Raw genomic sequence first — 16,250 nt, 5'->3', positions numbered from 1 at the left:
TTAGCATTATGCTAGTTTCTATAGCAAGCCTAAATGGGTCTGTAGAAGTGCATCCTGAAGGGTTGTACTTCCACAAACCTGTGTGTTTAATAAATAAAATAAGTAAAAGAGCTTCTATGCGAAAACTAATCAGAGGTTTGCGCGAATTTAAGGATAACCATTTCCCATCCCATTTGGAACTATTTGAAAAGTTGGGAATGGGACAGAAACCGCGAGTTTTATTTATTACCTGTTCGGATTCACGGATTGATCCGAACCTGTTGACTAAGGCTGATGTGGGGGAACTGTTTATTATGCGGAATGCTGGCAATATTATTCCGCCCTATGGTAGCTTGAGCGGGGAAGGTGCAACGATTGAATATGCGATTCAATCGTTGGAAATTGAGCAGGTGATTGTCTGTGGACATACCCACTGCGGTGCGATGAATGGTTTATTAAAGCTGGAGCATTTGCGAGAAGAAATGCCGATTGTCTATGAATGGCTAAAACTTGCGGAAGGGACACGACGCTTGGTAAAAGAAAACTATAGCCATTTGCGGAGTAAGGAGTTATTAGAAATCACTAGTGCGGAAAATGTCTTAACGCAAATCGATCATCTCAAGACCTATCCACTGGTGCGATCGCGTTTATATCAAGGACGGTTAAATATTTATGGCTGGGTCTACAATCTGGAAACTGGTGAAGTGCTTGCCTACGATTCGGTGAGCCATTCCTATGTACCGCCACAGCATCAGTTAGTTGATGATCTGCCCGAACCATCTTTGCATACAACAGATATATCCGATCCCCTCGATAGTATGGTGATTAATTAGGGCATACAGCAATTACCGATCAAACGAACCACAAGAAGGATTTTGAAAGCGTTGCTTTGCAACGCTTTCAAAATCCTTCTTGTTTTTTTGAGTGCAAAGTGCTGTAAAGAGCCTTGCAGTGGCGTGGCTTTGCCACGCCACTGCAAGCAGCAAACTTTTGTCGTTGTTTGGTGACAGCTAGATGGCAGAGAACCGCTACAATTATTAAAAATTGTAAAGATTTTTATAACTTTTACTTGTACTGTCTCTTCAAGCCATACACAAACCTATGACTGAATTTGCTACTAAAATGGCTGAATCCCTTCAGCCTATTGCTGATCAATTCAAAGCTCTGAATATTCCTGCACCAGTGACTCACTGGGGACATCCATTTTTCATGGCGATCGTTATCTTTGCGATGGGATCATTTGTCGCTATTTCAGGATGGCGTGGGCGCACGGTCACAGATACCGAAGTTGCGATTAAAAACAAAGCCGATCATCGTAAAGTTGCCCCTTTAATGACTACTTTCCTCGCTCTGGGCTACAGTGGCGGTCTGCTTTCCCTCGTGATGCAAGGCAAGCCCCTACTAGAGAGTCCCCATTTCATCACAGGCTCAGTGGTTCTGACCTTGCTCGCCATCAATGGTGCAATCTCCCTCACTGGATTTGGTGGTAATAAGCCATTTTTGCGTAATGCCCATGCTTATCTAGGCAGTGCGATCGTGCTGTTGTTGTTTGTTCATGCGGCTTTAGGTTTGAAATTAGGGCTTTCGATCTAGACACTTTGAAATATGAGTTTTACCGTGGGTAAAACTCATATTTCAAAGCCTTGTTTAATTGCTATACCAGCCCAGATGGGTTAGTATTTGCATCTAAACACACCTTACCGATTTAACTCGCGATCGCCGCCATGGAAAACTGGGAGTTTTTGTTACAACGCAAAGGTGACAAGTCCTGGTTGCCCCTAGAATCTCCCACCGTTGAGATTTTGGAAGGGCAGTACAGACTCGCTGCACGCTCTAATTTAGCGAACGTGCCAGTGGGCATTGCGATCGCCTATCGTCCTCTTGCCGATGTCAGGCATCAACCCCTTCAGCAAAAACTGGTCAAACGCCTCAGTCATGACGGTTTGCTGATCGTGATGCCCTACACAAATTTTGTGCCAGGGCTATGGCAAATTGACTGTCTTTCAGTACAGGCTAATCCTACTCAAACCGAAGCGCAAGCTGAGCCTGAATTGGGGAATGCGGATGAAACTCCTCCATGGAAAAGAACGGTTAAGTTTGATGTAATTCCTGTTTCTTCCGAATTTGGTTCGGAATGGCAATATAGTGATCCTGACAGTGATATTGATGAAGATATTGAAACTCCTTCAGAGTTTCCTAATGATATCCACACTAATGCTTTGGGGATTGAGCAAACTGAGCCAAAACCACTAAGTTATAGTTCACCAATTTTAGATATTGCTGAGCAACGATCCACCGAACTCGTGCAATCGATGTTTGAGGAGTTTGCTCTATTTAATGATGAACTAGAGGAAGAGAATGAAGAGTCAGAGCCTTCGAGCGAAACTGCTAGCGATCGCCTCAATCTGGATGAACTTGTAAGTCCAGATCCCCTAGCTGATGTACAGGCTGATCTTCAGAGTGAATCACCACTGCAACCACGTATCCTACTGCGCCTGCAACAGCCTCAATATATTATCAATGATGACAATAGCTTTAATCTCACTGGTGATGCTTATACTCATGGTGAAATTGAAGTTAGTCTCAAAGATCCTCAGACCCTTGAGGTGCTGGTGCATGAGCGCTATGCGATCGCTAATGTTAATCGCAATGCATCAACAGGAGCGATTCCATTTGCCTATGCAATTGTGGTTCCTCCGCCATCAGAAGTTCAAGTCCTGATTGGAGAGGTTCAAATTCATCCACAGCAAGACTTTCAGCAGTATGGCGATTTATTCATCACTCAGCAAGCGATCGCTGTTTCCTATCCTGCATCACGAGTTCTCCCTGAAATGCTTAAGGAAGCGCAGAAATACCAGTCTCAGGATAATGATTCTGCTAGTTCTGCTACTCCTTCTCGAATTGATAATCCTTCTAGTTATCCACAATCTCCGCAGAGTTTTCCACAGGTAGCTAGAGTAACGGAAAATTTCTCAACTGAGCCAGAGCCCAAGGCAAAACCAGTTCCTTCTCTGAGTCTGCCGCCTTTGCCATCTAATAAGCCCAAACCCTCTGTGGCAGCACCAGAAGAGAATCAGTATCCTCCAGCGTCTGTCTCACTACCCCCATTACAACCATTACCCAATAAAGCTACTGCTCAAAATTTGAATTTGGAAAATCCTCCAATATCAGAGGACTATTCGCAGAGTTTTCCACAGGTGCAAATGAACGAGCTTCAGCAAATCGAAGCGGAGTTTGCGCGTACAGATTTTTCAGATAATGCCAATAATGCTTCTGTTCCTAAGGGAGACGAGCCAGAACTTTTGTATAGCTTTGAAGAGGAACTTCCTCAAGACTACGAAGAATTGCTAGAACAGCCCAAACTAGAATCTCAAGGTCAATCTTTACCGCCTCTCAAGAATATACCTGCATCCTCACGCGATAGCCATCGCAATAATCGCTTTCTCAATAAACTTCAAACCTTATCGGCAGAAGCGATCGCTGCTCAAAAAGCTAGTCAGCGTACCGAGGAATTATTACTCGATCACTTGCCTGCCAGTGCCCCCTTAAGCGGGTCTGAAAACCTATCGGGGCTATCCATTGATCTTGACAATCCTGATCAGCCACCCCTAACAATTGCGGAGGAATCAAGTCTGGCTGAGTTAGATCGCGAACTTGATCTAGAACTAGATCGCTTACTCGCTCCAGAACCAGAAATTCCTGAACATATTTTAAATGAATATGTTTGGGAAGAAAATATTGATCCTAATAACTTCCCGATTGGCAATGCGATCGCTTCGACGCTTTCCGAGACAGCCCAAACTATCCGCAATCTTCAGGAATCTTCACCCCAACCACTCTCCGAGCAGGAAACAGTTCCTATTCCTGAATTGATTGTGCCTATGGGTGAGATTGTGTCGGGTACACCGATGATAGTGACTGTACGCCTACCTGCGATCGCACCTAAGTTTTTTGTTAAGTTCTGGATTAAGGACTTGCAGACCCGCACGATTATCGATGGTCCCCGTTGGTTATTGGATTTTAGTGTGGTTCCTAATACGGAGTTCATCGAAACCCGCACAAATATTTCTATTCCCCTGAGCAGTGTCGATGTCGCATTTGAAGCGATCGCGATCGAAGCTCAAACCCAAAGAGAAAGCCATAAAGTTAGAGTCACTCGCGCTGTAACTCCTCCAAATTTGGCACAGGATATCTACGAATAAAAAAGGAGCGCTTTGCGCTCCTTTTTTATTCGTTTGGTGTAGATTTGCCGCACAAATTAAGTTACAAAATTCTTATGGCTTACCCTGTAGCCAGTAATAAGTCGCCATCGGTAATAGTGTCGCCAAAATTAATAGCAGAATGACAACTACATTAGAAGAACTCGCTTCCGTTTCCTCCTTTGTTGCGTAATTACTTGTCTCTGACTCTTCTACCACCAATAATGGTGCACCAGGGTCAGGATTACCTTTGAGTACAGCTTCTAAACGCGACATTCCTTCATTAACAGCTTGGTTGTAATTTGCCTTGCGTGCAGGATAGAGCATCGTCTCATCGGCAATACTGGTGGCAATGCTTTCGGGTAAGACTTCCTTCACCTTAGAGCCAGTTTGGATGGCAGTACGATGATCTTCCGTTGCGAGCAATAGCAATACTTGATTAGCTTTCTCAGCCTCTGTGGGGAACCATTTGTCGAATAATTCGGCGGCGAACTCGGATGCAGGTTGTCCTAAATCAATGCGCTGAATTGCGACCACATGGACTTCAATGCCAGTTTGTTCTGCGAGTTTTACTGCTTTGTTTGCGATTGTGCTTTTGGTCAGAGCGCTCAGTACCTCTGAGTCATCAATGACCCAAGTTTGATCTGTTAAAGTCTTAATCTCTGCAAGATCAGGAATGTCAGAGACCTGTAGTGCAAAGGCGGGAACCATCAATAAATTAAAGCTAATTAATAAAGCGATCGCGCCAAAACCTAGCCTTTGTAATCCTTGGCTGATCTTTGGTAATGCTTGGACAAAGCACCATAAACGCTGTAATAAATTTTTCATCACCATTTTTAAACCTGTAATTAAATTTTTTATTAAATAAGTAAGACATAAAACCGAGAAGAGAGTTGCGGCGCGAAGCGCCGCAACTCTCTTCTCGGTTTTTGTTTTTGTCCTAACATGACTGGCTACTGCTATAAAACTAATACCTATAAATTTACATTTTGCCTCAGACAAAAATATAAATTTCAAAAACTAACTGAGACTTAAGGGTTCTGCGATGTATTAATTTTGTAGCGTGAAGCTGCACTACAAAAATTGGTTTCTTATTTTATTGTGCGTCCCTAATGTTTATAAGCCAATAGTTTCATGGATAACTATTGGCTTGTTTTTCAGTGCAAATCGCTGTAATTAACTAATCCCCTTGGCATAGCTTTGAATTTCGCCAATATCAAATACTGCACCAAATTGTAAACCTTCCTTTGCGTATAGCTCAGCACCACCCTGTTGGCGATCGACCAATGTCAATACATGGGTCACCTTATAGCCTGCATCACGCAATTTCTCGACAGCCAGCAAGGCTGATTTTCCTGTTGTCACCACATCCTCCAGCACTACCACATTGGTATTAGGCGCAAGTTCTGGTCCCTCAATCCATGCGCCTGTCCCATGCCCTTTAGGCTGTTTGCGGATGATCAAAGCAGGAATTGGCTTGTTTTCGTAAGCAGAAACGACGCTAACTGCACTCACGATTGGATCAGCACCTAGGGTCAAACCAGCCACTGCCCCTGTGCCTTCTGGCAACATTGATAACAGGACTTGCCCTGTCCATAGTCCCCCAAAGGGATGCAATGTTACCAGCTTGCCATTGATGTAATATGTACTTTTTTGCCCAGAAGACAATGTAAAGTCACCACTTTTATAGGCAAGGCGACAAAATAGGTCTAGTAACTTTTCGCGATTTGAATGTTCCACAATTTTTGCTTGGGTTTTGTACTGAGATTTTGATTTTTTAGATGCTTGTTTTGGTAGTCCTAAAATATTTTGGTAAGGATGGACGGTGCATTGCGCCGTCCATCCTTGTCTAAATTTAGCAATACCTTTTTTTTAGTTTATAAGGTTGCGAATCCCTCCGTAACAGGAATTTGGTGTTTCTCTTTTTTGAAACCCGTCAATTTATGGCTGGATCTGCTACATTAGTCAGCGTCCAACTGTGAGGATGTGTATTTATATGAGTACTCGGTTCTCTTGGCTTGCTCCGTCACTGGTTGTAGCATCAACGCTGCTGGCTAGTGGTGCAGCTCTTGCCGATCCCCGACTTACCGATCAGGATGAATATCCTCGAAACTTTCCTGCTACCTATCCTCAGGTACAGAACAAAGTTTTGGATATGACCTCTGATCCTAATTTACCTGATGCCTATTTTCAAACTACATTTAGGGATCAATGGATGGAACGTCAATCGAATGCGATGCGAGCAATTCATCGGGAAATGATGGATTTGCAAACTCTTAGTGATGCGACGATTCGCACCCGTGATTTGCCATCTTCCTATTGCTCGTCGTTACTTGCTGAAGGATTTAATGGTTGTGCTGCTCCTGAAGAGCCAGCCCCTGCTGTTCCTGCTCCTAGAGTAGAGACTCCAGCCGCAGTACCTGCTGCGCCTGTCCCCGCTTTGTGGTAATCGGTTAATTACCCTAATAGAGTTTTTTGTGTTGAGACTATTTTTTAGAGGCAGTGCTTAGCACTGCCTCTAAAGTTTTATGGGTTGAGAGTTGCTGCATGGCAACAACTCTCAACCCATAAGGGAATGGACATTATGAATTTGGAAATATGCGTAAACGGCGATTGGGTTCGGAGCCGTAGCTTTCCGATCGCAGTTGATAATGTTCGACAAGTTCATGTTGCATTCGGCGAATTACCGATGAACGGGGGAGTAGCTCGACGGGCTGACCTTTAGGGATGACGATTTGCTCAACGGCGAGGCGAGTTTCTTCGAGGGCTTCGATTTCGTCTTCGGAGTCGCCATAGGCAAACATATTCAAGTCAGTAATTGTATCGGCAGGGCTTTCATCGATATGCAAGATCCGTCTGAGCGCACGATTGATTTGAGGTAGGGTGCTGGTTTTAATTGCGTGAATCGGGATTTGACGTGCCTCGGCAACTTGACGCACTTTGGAACTAGTACGAATTTGCGATCGCAATGCCAACACAATATCCGCCTCATCGAGATCCTTGGTGACTTCGATCGGTAAATTAATTGATTGAATTACCTGCTCAGTTTGATGGCGGCTGACTCCATAGAGATAGACATAGAGCGTCCCGAAGCGTTCTTGCATTGCTCCATAAACATTTGCCAGATCGTTAGCTTCTTCCTCTTCCTCATTGATATTGGGGCTACTGATATTGCTAGGACTACTGGTTAACTTGCTTGTTAAGTCTGCAATTTCAACATGGGGTTGCACCTGTGGATCGAGGGGAATGGGCTTCATTCTGCCCGATGCGCGCCAACCCTTAACTACAGGATTCTTGACAACTTCGGGGTTTTTCGGCTTTTCCTCGGTGGTGGTCACTTCACCCCCATCACTAACCGAGCGAATTTGTCGCCCGGGGTCGCGATCGCGCAGGAGCATATCAATGGTTCCCGCGACATCACTATGCACTGCCCAACGATAACGCTCCCACATTTCTACAGCAATATCAAAGGTGGGTTGCGCCTTGCGTTCGAGAATGCTCTTTTGGGGCAAACCGCGCCGCCGCATTTCTTCATCACCGAGGGTGACGGACTGAATCCCGCCGATCAAGTCCGAAAGTGTAGGATTTTTGATTAAATTAGCAAGTTGATTGCCGTGGGCTGTGCCGACTAACTGCACACCCCGCTCGGCGATCGTTCTGGCGGCGAGGGCTTCGAGTTCTGTGCCAATTTCATCGATGACGATCACTTCGGGCATATGGTTTTCTACTGCCTCGATCATCACTTGATGCTGCAATTCGGGCTGGGAGACTTGCATTCTTCTTGCGCGCCCGATCGCAGGATGGGGAATATCGCCATCGCCTGCGATTTCATTGGATGAGTCGATAATGACGACGCGCTTATTGAGGTCATCGGCAAGGACACGGGCAATTTCGCGCAGAGCCGTAGTTTTGCCCATCCCCGGTTTGCCGAGCAGTAAAATTGATTTGCCTGTTTCCACTAAGTCGCGAATCATGGCGATCGTGCCATAGACTGCCCGACCGACGCGACAGGTTAAGCCGATAATTTCGCCTTTGCGGTTGCGGATGGCGCTGATGCGGTGGAGGGTGCGCTCAATACCTGCACGATTATCACCGCCAAATTCCCCAACCTGTTTGACACAATGTGCTAAATCTTCTTTGGTAATTGGGTCATCGGTTAAATATTTAGTACTGTCAAAATACCTTGCTTCTGGCAATCTGCCCAAGTCCATCACAATTTCGACAAGTTGTTCTAACCCGCCGCAGAGTTCAAGACTGTTTTTGATGCGTGGTGGCAGAATATCGAGGAGTTGATCGAGGTTGTCTGTAACTTGCTTGCGGATGGAGTCCATTAGGCTTTTTAAAGGTTTTACGGTTAGGTTTTATAACTGAAAGTACTGCGAAGCAGTACTTTCAGTTTTGTTTGATTTGGGAAACTAATTGTTTGGCGATCGCTACGGCTTGCCAGAGTAAGCAGGGATGTTCCTCAAGGCGATCGGGTATTTCTTCACTACGACTTTCGAGAAAATCCATCACGATTTTCCGAGCATAGCTGCCATAGGCGACTCCCGCGACGGGAATATTCGCTTGGCGTAGTTTGGGAACGGTGCTGGCATTGGTTCCCCCTGCGAGTTGCACAAAGCCAAGGGGTAACTGAAAGTCCAATACTTTTCGCCCCAGTTGTAGGGCTGCCCTCGTTGCCCCATCACCGATATCACCACTCATGGGTCTACCATCGGTTTGCCAGATTAGCGATCGCGGCTGAGGTTGCATTCCTGCGATTAGCGATATGAGATAATCCCGTAAATTTTCGCTATCGGGGAAACTGACCGCCATCAATTGGAGCTTGGGGATGATCGGACTTAGGCGTTGCCAAAATGCAGCAAATTCTTGAGTGCGGTTGGGCTGTGTATGAATTTCGATCGCATCAACTTTTTGGTTAAGTACTTCATCAAAAATATCTTCAGGGACATAAACCTGTTCGCGAGTGTGAATAATCTGCACTGGACATAGCGGCAAACAACGACCGCACCCATAACAAAGATTTGATATAACCCCATTGTAATCATTCTTAAACTGGATTGCTGTGGTGGGACATACCTTTTCGCAGGGTCTTGGACAATCGCTGGGGCAAAGGGCAGGATCAAAAATCGCCTTGCGAAAGTGGGGGTCTTCACCATCGTTAAAGCTGACCATCACTAAGGGCGATCGCGTCGCGCCTAAATCGAGTGCGGCGGCAATTCCCTCCCTTGCCGCCGCGATCGTTGCAGGATCGGGAGCCATATCAATGCAATCTGCTCCTGCTAAGGTGTAGATCTGTGCCAAATGTCGAATGGCGGGTAAATGTTGATAACTCGCACCACAAATGAGCTTAAACCACTGGCGCGATCGCAAAGCTTCGATTTCCATAATTTCAGGACAAGTTACCAATAGTAATTTGCGCCCTGAAAACCCTCAATAATGCTGAATATTCTCGATTGTAACTGCGATCGTCGCTATTTAAGTAGCTCAGCATAGTTATAAATAAAAACCAGATTGCCATGCCGCCCGCTACGCGGGCGGCATGGCAATCTGGTTTTTAAGTTTACCTTAGCTACTTACAGCCATAAAATCTTGAAAGTGCTGCGAAGCAGCACTTTCAAGATTTGCCCTGTTTTTAAAGAGCTTTAAAGAGCGTGTTTTGCCACACTTTCATCAAGATTGGCAGTAGATATAATTTAGAAAATTAATCAGCTATAGCAGTCCTAAATCATTTGTAGATTTTTGGGTTTGTGGAAGTGCAACCCCTCGGGTTGCGCTTCTACAAAAAATTTAGGATTGCTATATCAGGGCTGACCCATAACAGGTATATCCAAAATGTCATTTATCGTCTCGACGATCGCTTCATTGATATCTGTACTTGTGTTTTTTAATAGCCAACGCTTAGTGGACAATCGCACAGCACAACTAGTGATCAAAGCGATCGCAGGTTTGATTGCTCTGGCGACCGCTATTAGTGCTTTAAGTCGATTATTGGTGGTGATACCTGCGGGCAGTGTTGGAGTCGAAGATTTTCAGGGTAAGGTCAGCGATCGCACCTTACCCGCAGGCATTCATGTTATTAATCCCTTTGCCGATGTAGTGCAGTTCTCGACCCGCATACGTGATGTGAAGGAAGAAATTGGGGCAACCTCCAAGGAAGGCTTAGCGATCGGAATTGATGTCAGTATTCAATACCGCATCGATCCTGCTAAGGCAGCAAGTGTCTATCAAAATATTGGTCTAGAGGAGCGCGAAATCATTGTGTCGCGATTTCGGTCAATTTCGCGGGAAATCGTCTCTGGCTATCCTGCGGAAGCGATCTATGCTACTAAACGCGAAGAAGTCAGCTTGAAAATTGCCGAAAAACTGCGATCGCAACTTTCTCCCCTCGGCTTTATCGTCGATGAGGCTTTGCTTCGCAATGTCAAGGTTCCTGATACTTTGCAGGCGGCAATTCAGCAACGTCTCAAAGCGGAGCAGGAAAATTTGCAGATGAAATTTGTACTAGAAAAAGAGACTCAAGAGGCTGAACGTAAGCGGATTGAAGCTAAAGGTCATGCGGATGCTCAAAAAATCTTGGCGGAAGGTTTAACGCCTGCGGTTTTGCAATTGAGGGCGATCGAGGCAACCGAAAAACTTGCCCAATCACCTAACTCTAAAGTAATTGTGCTGGGTAATGGTCAAGGTACACCCTTAATTTTGCCAGTTGAGCGAGATGTAAGCAAATCAGTTCCAGCAAATTAATTAAAGACAGCGCGAAGCGCTGTCTTTAATTAATTTGCTCGCAACGCGCTGTAAAAAGCCAAAAATGATGTGCCTCCCGCGTAGCGGGAGGCACATCATTTACTTATTTCTTGTTCTTTAAGGTGGTGGTGCTATCAATGACACCATCACTACCCTTGTCAAGCTCAATTGTGAGGCTGCCTCCTTTGCCAGTCCATTTGGCATAGTTTAAATAGAGGGTATCTCCTGAATCTAGCGTCAGATCTTCACCCTCAAATTTTTGTTCGGTCTTGTCATCGATCCGACTGATGAGCAAATTAAACTTTGCTTCCTGCTTGCTTTCACTAATCTTGATACCAAGGCGACCTTTGGCAGTATCTAGATTGGCGCTAATCGTACCACCCGCATCGATCTCTATTCCATCAAGCTCAAACTCATAGTCATCGTTCTTGCCAGAAGTTCCAAATATAATATTGGGAGCTTCCTCATTGCTGGGTTGATAGGATAGGCTCTGCCCACTAGCATCGAATTTGATCTTGTCCTTTTGCCCTGCTAATAACTTAATACCTTCTACGGCAAGATCGTAGCCAGGTCCTATCATCGCGACATCGGTTAGTTCTTTCCCATTACTTTTTTTGTTGCCTTGCAAGTTAATTGTGAAGGGGACATTCAGAGGAATATTGTAGACGGGTTCCTCATCATCCTGCCAGAGTTCACTGCTCCTGATCGGAATGAATGTTGCCCCAGAAAACGTGTTTACAAATTTTTCATTCTCATAGCCAATTTTTTGATTGCCATTAGTAATTAGTAGGTCAGCATCGCCTTCGAGAAAGATTTGATTAAATTTCGCAGCGATCGCATCTCCTGTATTTCCCTTATGAGCTACTGTTTTCTCAGCACTATTTTCAGCAGATGTCTCGTCGCCACAGAAATTACAGGCTTGACGCTCGTAGCGAGGTGGGGTGGGTGTCAAAGTGAGGGTTTTGGTCTCAGCGTCACCGATATAAATTGATTCAGGCTCATCAGGATTAGTGGCGGCGTTATATTTCCATGTATTTGCATTGCGATCTATTTCGAGTTTTCTCTCTATTTTGGGATGGTTATTGTCATAGACCATGACTGCATATTTGCCATCGCCTAGATCTTCCACTCCATAAGGGGTAATCGCATGACCGCCTTTAAACCCAGCCTGATAAATTCCCATTGTGTAGGTTTCATCAATGCGAGCGTTCAGTTTCATTGTAGATAAAAGGATATCTAGCAATTCGGAAGGAGTTTTGTCTTTAATTTCGCTTTTTGCGGTTGGTTGAGCATACTGGGTGGCAAACCAGTAGGCAATTTCGCGCTGAAGCTTCTCATTCCCCTGTAAGGCTAGATCTGGGGTATTCCCAAATCCACTCACCTTGTCTTTATCAGCATAGAGAATCATGCTAAGAACCGCCATTCCTTCGCAATGTCCACCATTCATGGATTTATTGACTTCTTCCATCCATTGCTGGGCGGGAGGTGTCAGGATACAATTTTCCCCACTGGTAGCACAAACCCGATTCCCAAACATCCTTTGCATTTCTACAGGCGAGAGATTTTTAATGCTACTATCCTTGCCGTAATTCTCAAAACTGAACCCATTGGCGGCTGGACGGAAACCTAAATCTACGGTGAGAGCGCCGGAGGTCGCTGATGTTGCTTTGGTCTTGTCTAAGGAGATTGCCCCCTTATTGCTGGACAGAATGGCAGAATTAGATTGACATCCCACCAAAATCATGATCAAGGAGATCGCGGAGACTACTAGAAACTTAAACCAACGATTAAACAATCTAACAATGCTGATCTTTTTGTGTTCACGCATTTGATTTCAAATATTTTGAGCAATCCTGATAGGTTAAGTTACTCAAACTGTTAAAATTTTTGTAAGGTTTAATAAAATTCTTTACAGTTTTAGTTATAAAACGCAGACAGGATCGCAAAACGTGAGAATTGCAGTAGATGCGATGGGTGGGGACTTTGCCCCACGCGAAGTGGTTGAAGGAGCAATATTAGCTCAGACTCAATTAGGTGTAGATATAGCGCTAGTTGGCGATCGCGATATTCTCGCGAACTACCTCAAGCAACATAACTATAAGGAAAGCGATCGCCTAGAGATCGTGCCATCGGAAGGCATCATCGAAATGGATGATGAACCCCTCGAAGGGCTACGCCGCAAGCCCAACTCCTCGATCGCCGTTGCCATGAATTTAGTCAAGCGCAAGCAAGCAGATGCTGTGGTTTCGGCTGGACATTCTGGCGCAGCAATGGCAGCCGCCCTGCTCCGATTGGGGCGTTTACCGGGTGTAGATCGACCTGCGATCGGCGCATTATTTCCCACACAGGTTCCCCATAAGCCTGTATTGCTACTTGATGTTGGGGCAAACGTGGATTGTCGCCCTAAATTTCTAGAACAATTTGCGATCATGGGTTCGCTTTACAGTAAATATGCGATCGGTATTCAAGAGCCTAAGGTCGGGTTGCTAAATATTGGCGAAGAAGCCTGTAAAGGTAATGAGCTAGCGATTCGCGTGCACCAGTCCTTACAGGATAATCAGCAAATTTTATTTGCTGGCAATGCCGAAGGTCGGGACATTCTGAAAGGTCAGTTTGATGTCATTGTCTGTGATGGCTTTGCGGGTAATATCGTCCTCAAATTTGCCGAGGGTGTCGGTAATGCCGTCATGCAAATCCTCAAGGAAGAATTGCCCAAAGGCTGGCGCGGTAAGCTTGGGGCATTACTCTTAAAACCTAATCTCAAGAAGGTCAAAGAACGCATTGATGCCGACGAGTATGGTGGCGCTTTATTGCTGGGTGTTGCAGGTGTCTGTGTAATTGGTCACGGTAGTTCTAACGCCGTCAGTATTCGCAATGCTATCCGTGTGGCTAAGGATGCAGTAGATAACGAAGTCCTAGAGCGTATCCGTGGTCAAATCAAGCCCAAAGTAGCGGTTCCTGCGGATGATACCCCCGACGATCCGCCCACTTAATACTCATATTGTTGTCGCAGAGCGGCAGCAATATAGCTTTTTATTTATCCAGATCAAATACAGCCCATGACTAATACTGAATCTTCTCTCCTTGGAGTACGTTTTATTGGTAGCGGTTCCGCCGTTCCCGATCGCGTATTGACTAATCAAGACCTTGCCCAAATGGTAGATACCAATGACGAGTGGATCTCCTCGCGCACAGGTATCAGAGAGCGTCATATTGCCGATGGTGAGAATGATTCAGTAGCTAACTTAGCGGCTAAAGCTGCCCAACAGGCGATCGCTGCCGCAGGTTTGCAACCCGAAGATATTGATCTGATTATTTTATCTACTTCTACCTCTGATGATCTGTTTGGTACAGCAGCACGAGTACAAAAAATTCTAGGAGCAGAGCGAGCTGTTGCTTTTGATCTGGTGGCAGCCTGTTCAGGATTTGTGTTTGGCTTAGTTACTGCTTCACAATATATTCGTACAGGTGCTTACAAAAACGTTTTGCTAATTGGGGCAGATGTCCTCTCGCGTTGGGTCGATTGGCAAGATCGGCGCACTTGTATTTTGTTTGGTGATGGGGCAGGAGCGCTAGTTTTGCAAGCTAGTAGCCCAGAGCATCCCCAGAATAACCTATTAGGCTTTGAGATGCGGAGTGATGGCAAAGGTAATGAGTTCTTAAATATCAATTATTTAGGACGCAATACCTTTCATCCGATTACGATGAATGGGCAAGAGGTTTATCGTTTTGCGGTGCGTCGCGTGCCAGAGGTAATCGAAAAGTCTTTGCACTATGCCAGTTTGGAAGTTAATGATCTTGACTGGTTGATCATGCACCAAGCTAATCAGCGCATTATCGATGCGGTCGTCAATCGTTTTGGGATTGATCCTGCTAAGGCGGTGAGCAATATGGGAAAATATGGCAATACCTCGGCGGCTTCAATTCCGATCGCGCTGGATGAATGGGTAAAAGCAGACAAAATTCAAAAAGATCATTTAATTGCGATCGCAGGTTTTGGGGCAGGCTTAAGTTGGGGCTCGGCAGTATTCCGTTGGGGCTAGACCTTTAAGCGGTTTTTAGGAATCCATTTACCCAGACCCTTTAAGCGATCGCGCCAAGTCAAGCAATCCCGAACTTCTGCGGGTAACAGGCTTGCCATATAGCGTAGTTGTGCTTGAGACAATGGTGATCGTCCACAAAAAAATGGATGTCTGGGTTGGCGACCGCAATAGCCCAAAAAGATCGCTGAGCGGTCAGCTTTAGTCGGTGGTTTACCCCGATGGTAATACTTAGCCGTATCCACAAAAATTACCGTTCCCGCTTTACCGATACAGGTTTTACGCCAGTTATCTAGCATTTGTTCGGGCAAGAGCGCCTCAAGGTCTCGTTGATAGGCGGTTTTGTACTTCTGGAGTGATTTAGAATTTAAAGCCATATTGATGAATTCATTGGCGGCTGGTGTAACACACTCAAAAGGTCCTCCATCCTCATCAACATCATTGATATAGATACCAATTTTGATCATTTGCCAGTCTTCTTTGTCCCGATGCCATTTACGGGGTCCTGCTTCTCTACTATCAGCAGGGCTGTAGTAGTAGGACAGTCCATCATAGGCAACGGGTAGCTTGAGATAGTTTTCAATTATGCGTAAAAGTTTGGCATCCGCGCCCCACAAAAACAATTCGGGATAACGCATGATCTGCTCTGCGCTTGCCGTCAGCGTATGTTTGCCCATATAGAGGAGGGGAAGCTTCGCTTTGTCTCTTAGTTCTTGAGATATTTGTTGGGCTGCAAGCAAAAAGCGATCGCTGAAGGGAATTGCTAAATCATCTAGATGTGTGACTGCAACTCCATATTGTTCTAATTCTTGGACGATTTTGACTTCATCAGGATTCAGGCTACTGAGCAACAATTGATGCTCTTGTAGCAATTGTTGGTAGCGAGGATAAAGAAGCTCTTTCTCAATAATTTCTAAATTACTAATAAATAGTGCAATATCTGAGGGAATACTAATTAATCTTTGCCATAGCTGATCAATAGTCTGAAATATTTGAGATATGACGATTTGAATCACGCAAATACATCCTGTGCCGTATTTTTAGGTCTGTAGTCATGTCTCGGATTGTCTCAAAGACCGATGATTCTCTAAAAAGTTGCCAGCATATATACTTACAACGATTTGTGCTCAAATCCAAACCAAGAAGAATTTTGAAAGCGTTGCTTCGCAACGCTTTCAAAATTCTTCTTGGTGTTCTTCGGTAATTGCTGTAGCTATCGCTTCTCAGCGTATTCTTCTCCAGTAGCTAGCAAATATTTCTTTAAACCCAGATTGTGATGCCGCCCACG

The 16,250-nt window shown here is 45.1% G+C and carries 13 protein-coding genes; 7 read left to right on the top strand and 6 right to left on the bottom strand.

Annotated elements, in window-relative coordinates:
• Positions 1 to 116 precede the first annotated feature (116 nt).
• The 3 genes from HC246_RS09560 (at position 117) to HC246_RS09550 (ending at position 4,181) form a co-directional block, all read left to right on the top strand.
• Positions 117 to 812, top strand: a complete 696-nt coding sequence (locus HC246_RS09560) for a carbonic anhydrase (protein ID WP_169363186.1) — start codon at positions 117 to 119, stop codon at positions 810 to 812.
• A gap of 268 nt (positions 813 to 1,080) precedes the next feature.
• On the top strand, positions 1,081 to 1,572 hold the full coding sequence (locus HC246_RS09555) for a DUF4079 domain-containing protein (protein ID WP_169363185.1): 492 nt from the start codon (positions 1,081 to 1,083) through the stop codon (positions 1,570 to 1,572).
• A gap of 131 nt (positions 1,573 to 1,703) precedes the next feature.
• Complete coding sequence (locus HC246_RS09550; protein ID WP_169363184.1) at positions 1,704 to 4,181, top strand: hypothetical protein; 2,478 nt, start codon at positions 1,704 to 1,706, stop codon at positions 4,179 to 4,181.
• Positions 4,182 to 4,253: 72 nt separating this feature from the next.
• On the opposite strand, the gene psb32 is transcribed toward HC246_RS09550, so the two are convergent.
• On the bottom strand, positions 4,254 to 5,006 hold the full coding sequence (gene psb32 / locus HC246_RS09545) for a photosystem II repair protein Psb32 (protein ID WP_169363183.1): 753 nt from the start codon (positions 5,004 to 5,006) through the stop codon (positions 4,254 to 4,256).
• Positions 5,007 to 5,354: 348 nt separating this feature from the next.
• Entirely contained in the window at positions 5,355 to 5,921 is a 567-nt protein-coding gene (pyrE, locus tag HC246_RS09540; protein WP_404822268.1) for an orotate phosphoribosyltransferase, read from the bottom strand.
• Positions 5,922 to 6,174: 253 nt separating this feature from the next.
• On the opposite strand from pyrE, the gene HC246_RS09535 reads away from it, so the two are divergent.
• The gene (locus tag HC246_RS09535) at positions 6,175 to 6,627 is read left to right on the top strand and encodes a hypothetical protein (protein WP_169363181.1); all 453 of its coding nucleotides are present in this window, start codon (positions 6,175 to 6,177) and stop codon (positions 6,625 to 6,627) included.
• A 133-nt stretch (positions 6,628 to 6,760) separates the two neighbouring features.
• On the opposite strand, the gene HC246_RS09530 is transcribed toward HC246_RS09535, so the two are convergent.
• Both HC246_RS09530 and HC246_RS09525 read right to left on the bottom strand, forming a co-directional pair.
• Complete coding sequence (locus HC246_RS09530; protein ID WP_169363180.1) at positions 6,761 to 8,509, bottom strand: R3H domain-containing nucleic acid-binding protein; 1,749 nt, start codon at positions 8,507 to 8,509, stop codon at positions 6,761 to 6,763.
• Positions 8,510 to 8,570: 61 nt separating this feature from the next.
• Positions 8,571 to 9,566, bottom strand: coding sequence for a Light dependent period protein LdpA domain-containing protein (locus HC246_RS09525; protein WP_169363179.1), 996 nt, complete (start codon positions 9,564 to 9,566; stop codon positions 8,571 to 8,573).
• 447 nt (positions 9,567 to 10,013) lie between these two features.
• On the opposite strand from HC246_RS09525, the gene HC246_RS09520 reads away from it, so the two are divergent.
• On the top strand, positions 10,014 to 10,922 hold the full coding sequence (locus HC246_RS09520) for a prohibitin family protein (RefSeq protein ID WP_169363178.1): 909 nt from the start codon (positions 10,014 to 10,016) through the stop codon (positions 10,920 to 10,922).
• Between the two features lie 103 nt (positions 10,923 to 11,025).
• Here HC246_RS09520 and HC246_RS09515 read toward each other — a convergent pair whose 3' ends face one another.
• Positions 11,026 to 12,750 (bottom strand): hypothetical protein, encoded by a 1,725-nt coding sequence (locus HC246_RS09515; protein ID WP_169363177.1) that lies wholly within the window; start codon positions 12,748 to 12,750, stop codon positions 11,026 to 11,028.
• A 121-nt stretch (positions 12,751 to 12,871) separates the two neighbouring features.
• Here HC246_RS09515 and plsX point away from each other — a divergent pair, with 121 nt between their 5' ends.
• Both plsX and HC246_RS09505 read left to right on the top strand, forming a co-directional pair.
• A complete protein-coding gene (gene plsX / locus HC246_RS09510; RefSeq protein WP_126384908.1) occupies positions 12,872 to 13,915 on the top strand; it encodes a phosphate acyltransferase PlsX in 1,044 nt (347 codons plus the stop codon).
• Between the two features lie 66 nt (positions 13,916 to 13,981).
• The gene (locus tag HC246_RS09505) at positions 13,982 to 14,965 is read left to right on the top strand and encodes a beta-ketoacyl-ACP synthase III (protein WP_169363176.1); all 984 of its coding nucleotides are present in this window, start codon (positions 13,982 to 13,984) and stop codon (positions 14,963 to 14,965) included.
• On the opposite strand, the gene HC246_RS09500 is transcribed toward HC246_RS09505, so the two are convergent.
• Positions 14,962 to 15,978: a phytanoyl-CoA dioxygenase family protein gene (locus tag HC246_RS09500; protein WP_169363175.1), complete on the bottom strand. Its 1,017-nt coding sequence runs from the start codon at positions 15,976 to 15,978 to the stop codon at positions 14,962 to 14,964. The genes HC246_RS09505 and HC246_RS09500 overlap by 4 nt on opposite strands.
• Positions 15,979 to 16,250: the final 272 nt, after the last annotated feature.

Origin of the sequence: Pseudanabaena yagii GIHE-NHR1, assembly GCF_012863495.1 — a bacterium.
In the GTDB taxonomy this organism is placed as follows: domain Bacteria; phylum Cyanobacteriota; class Cyanobacteriia; order Pseudanabaenales; family Pseudanabaenaceae; genus Pseudanabaena; species Pseudanabaena yagii.
This window is presented reverse-complemented; position numbering and strand designations above follow the sequence as displayed.

Coding starts and splice junctions, on each gene's coding strand:
- HC246_RS09560 (WP_169363186.1), top strand. CDS start 117: ATGCGAAAACTAATCAGAGGTTTGCGCGAATTTAAGGATAACCATTTC.
- HC246_RS09550 (WP_169363184.1), top strand. CDS start 1,704: ATGGAAAACTGGGAGTTTTTGTTACAACGCAAAGGTGACAAGTCCTGG.
- HC246_RS09520 (WP_169363178.1), top strand. CDS start 10,014: ATGTCATTTATCGTCTCGACGATCGCTTCATTGATATCTGTACTTGTG.
- psb32 (WP_169363183.1), bottom strand. CDS start 5,006: ATGAAAAATTTATTACAGCGTTTATGGTGCTTTGTCCAAGCATTACCA.
- HC246_RS09535 (WP_169363181.1), top strand. CDS start 6,175: ATGAGTACTCGGTTCTCTTGGCTTGCTCCGTCACTGGTTGTAGCATCA.
- HC246_RS09505 (WP_169363176.1), top strand. CDS start 13,982: ATGACTAATACTGAATCTTCTCTCCTTGGAGTACGTTTTATTGGTAGC.
- HC246_RS09525 (WP_169363179.1), bottom strand. CDS start 9,566: ATGGAAATCGAAGCTTTGCGATCGCGCCAGTGGTTTAAGCTCATTTGT.
- HC246_RS09530 (WP_169363180.1), bottom strand. CDS start 8,509: ATGGACTCCATCCGCAAGCAAGTTACAGACAACCTCGATCAACTCCTC.
- HC246_RS09555 (WP_169363185.1), top strand. CDS start 1,081: ATGACTGAATTTGCTACTAAAATGGCTGAATCCCTTCAGCCTATTGCT.
- HC246_RS09515 (WP_169363177.1), bottom strand. CDS start 12,750: ATGCGTGAACACAAAAAGATCAGCATTGTTAGATTGTTTAATCGTTGG.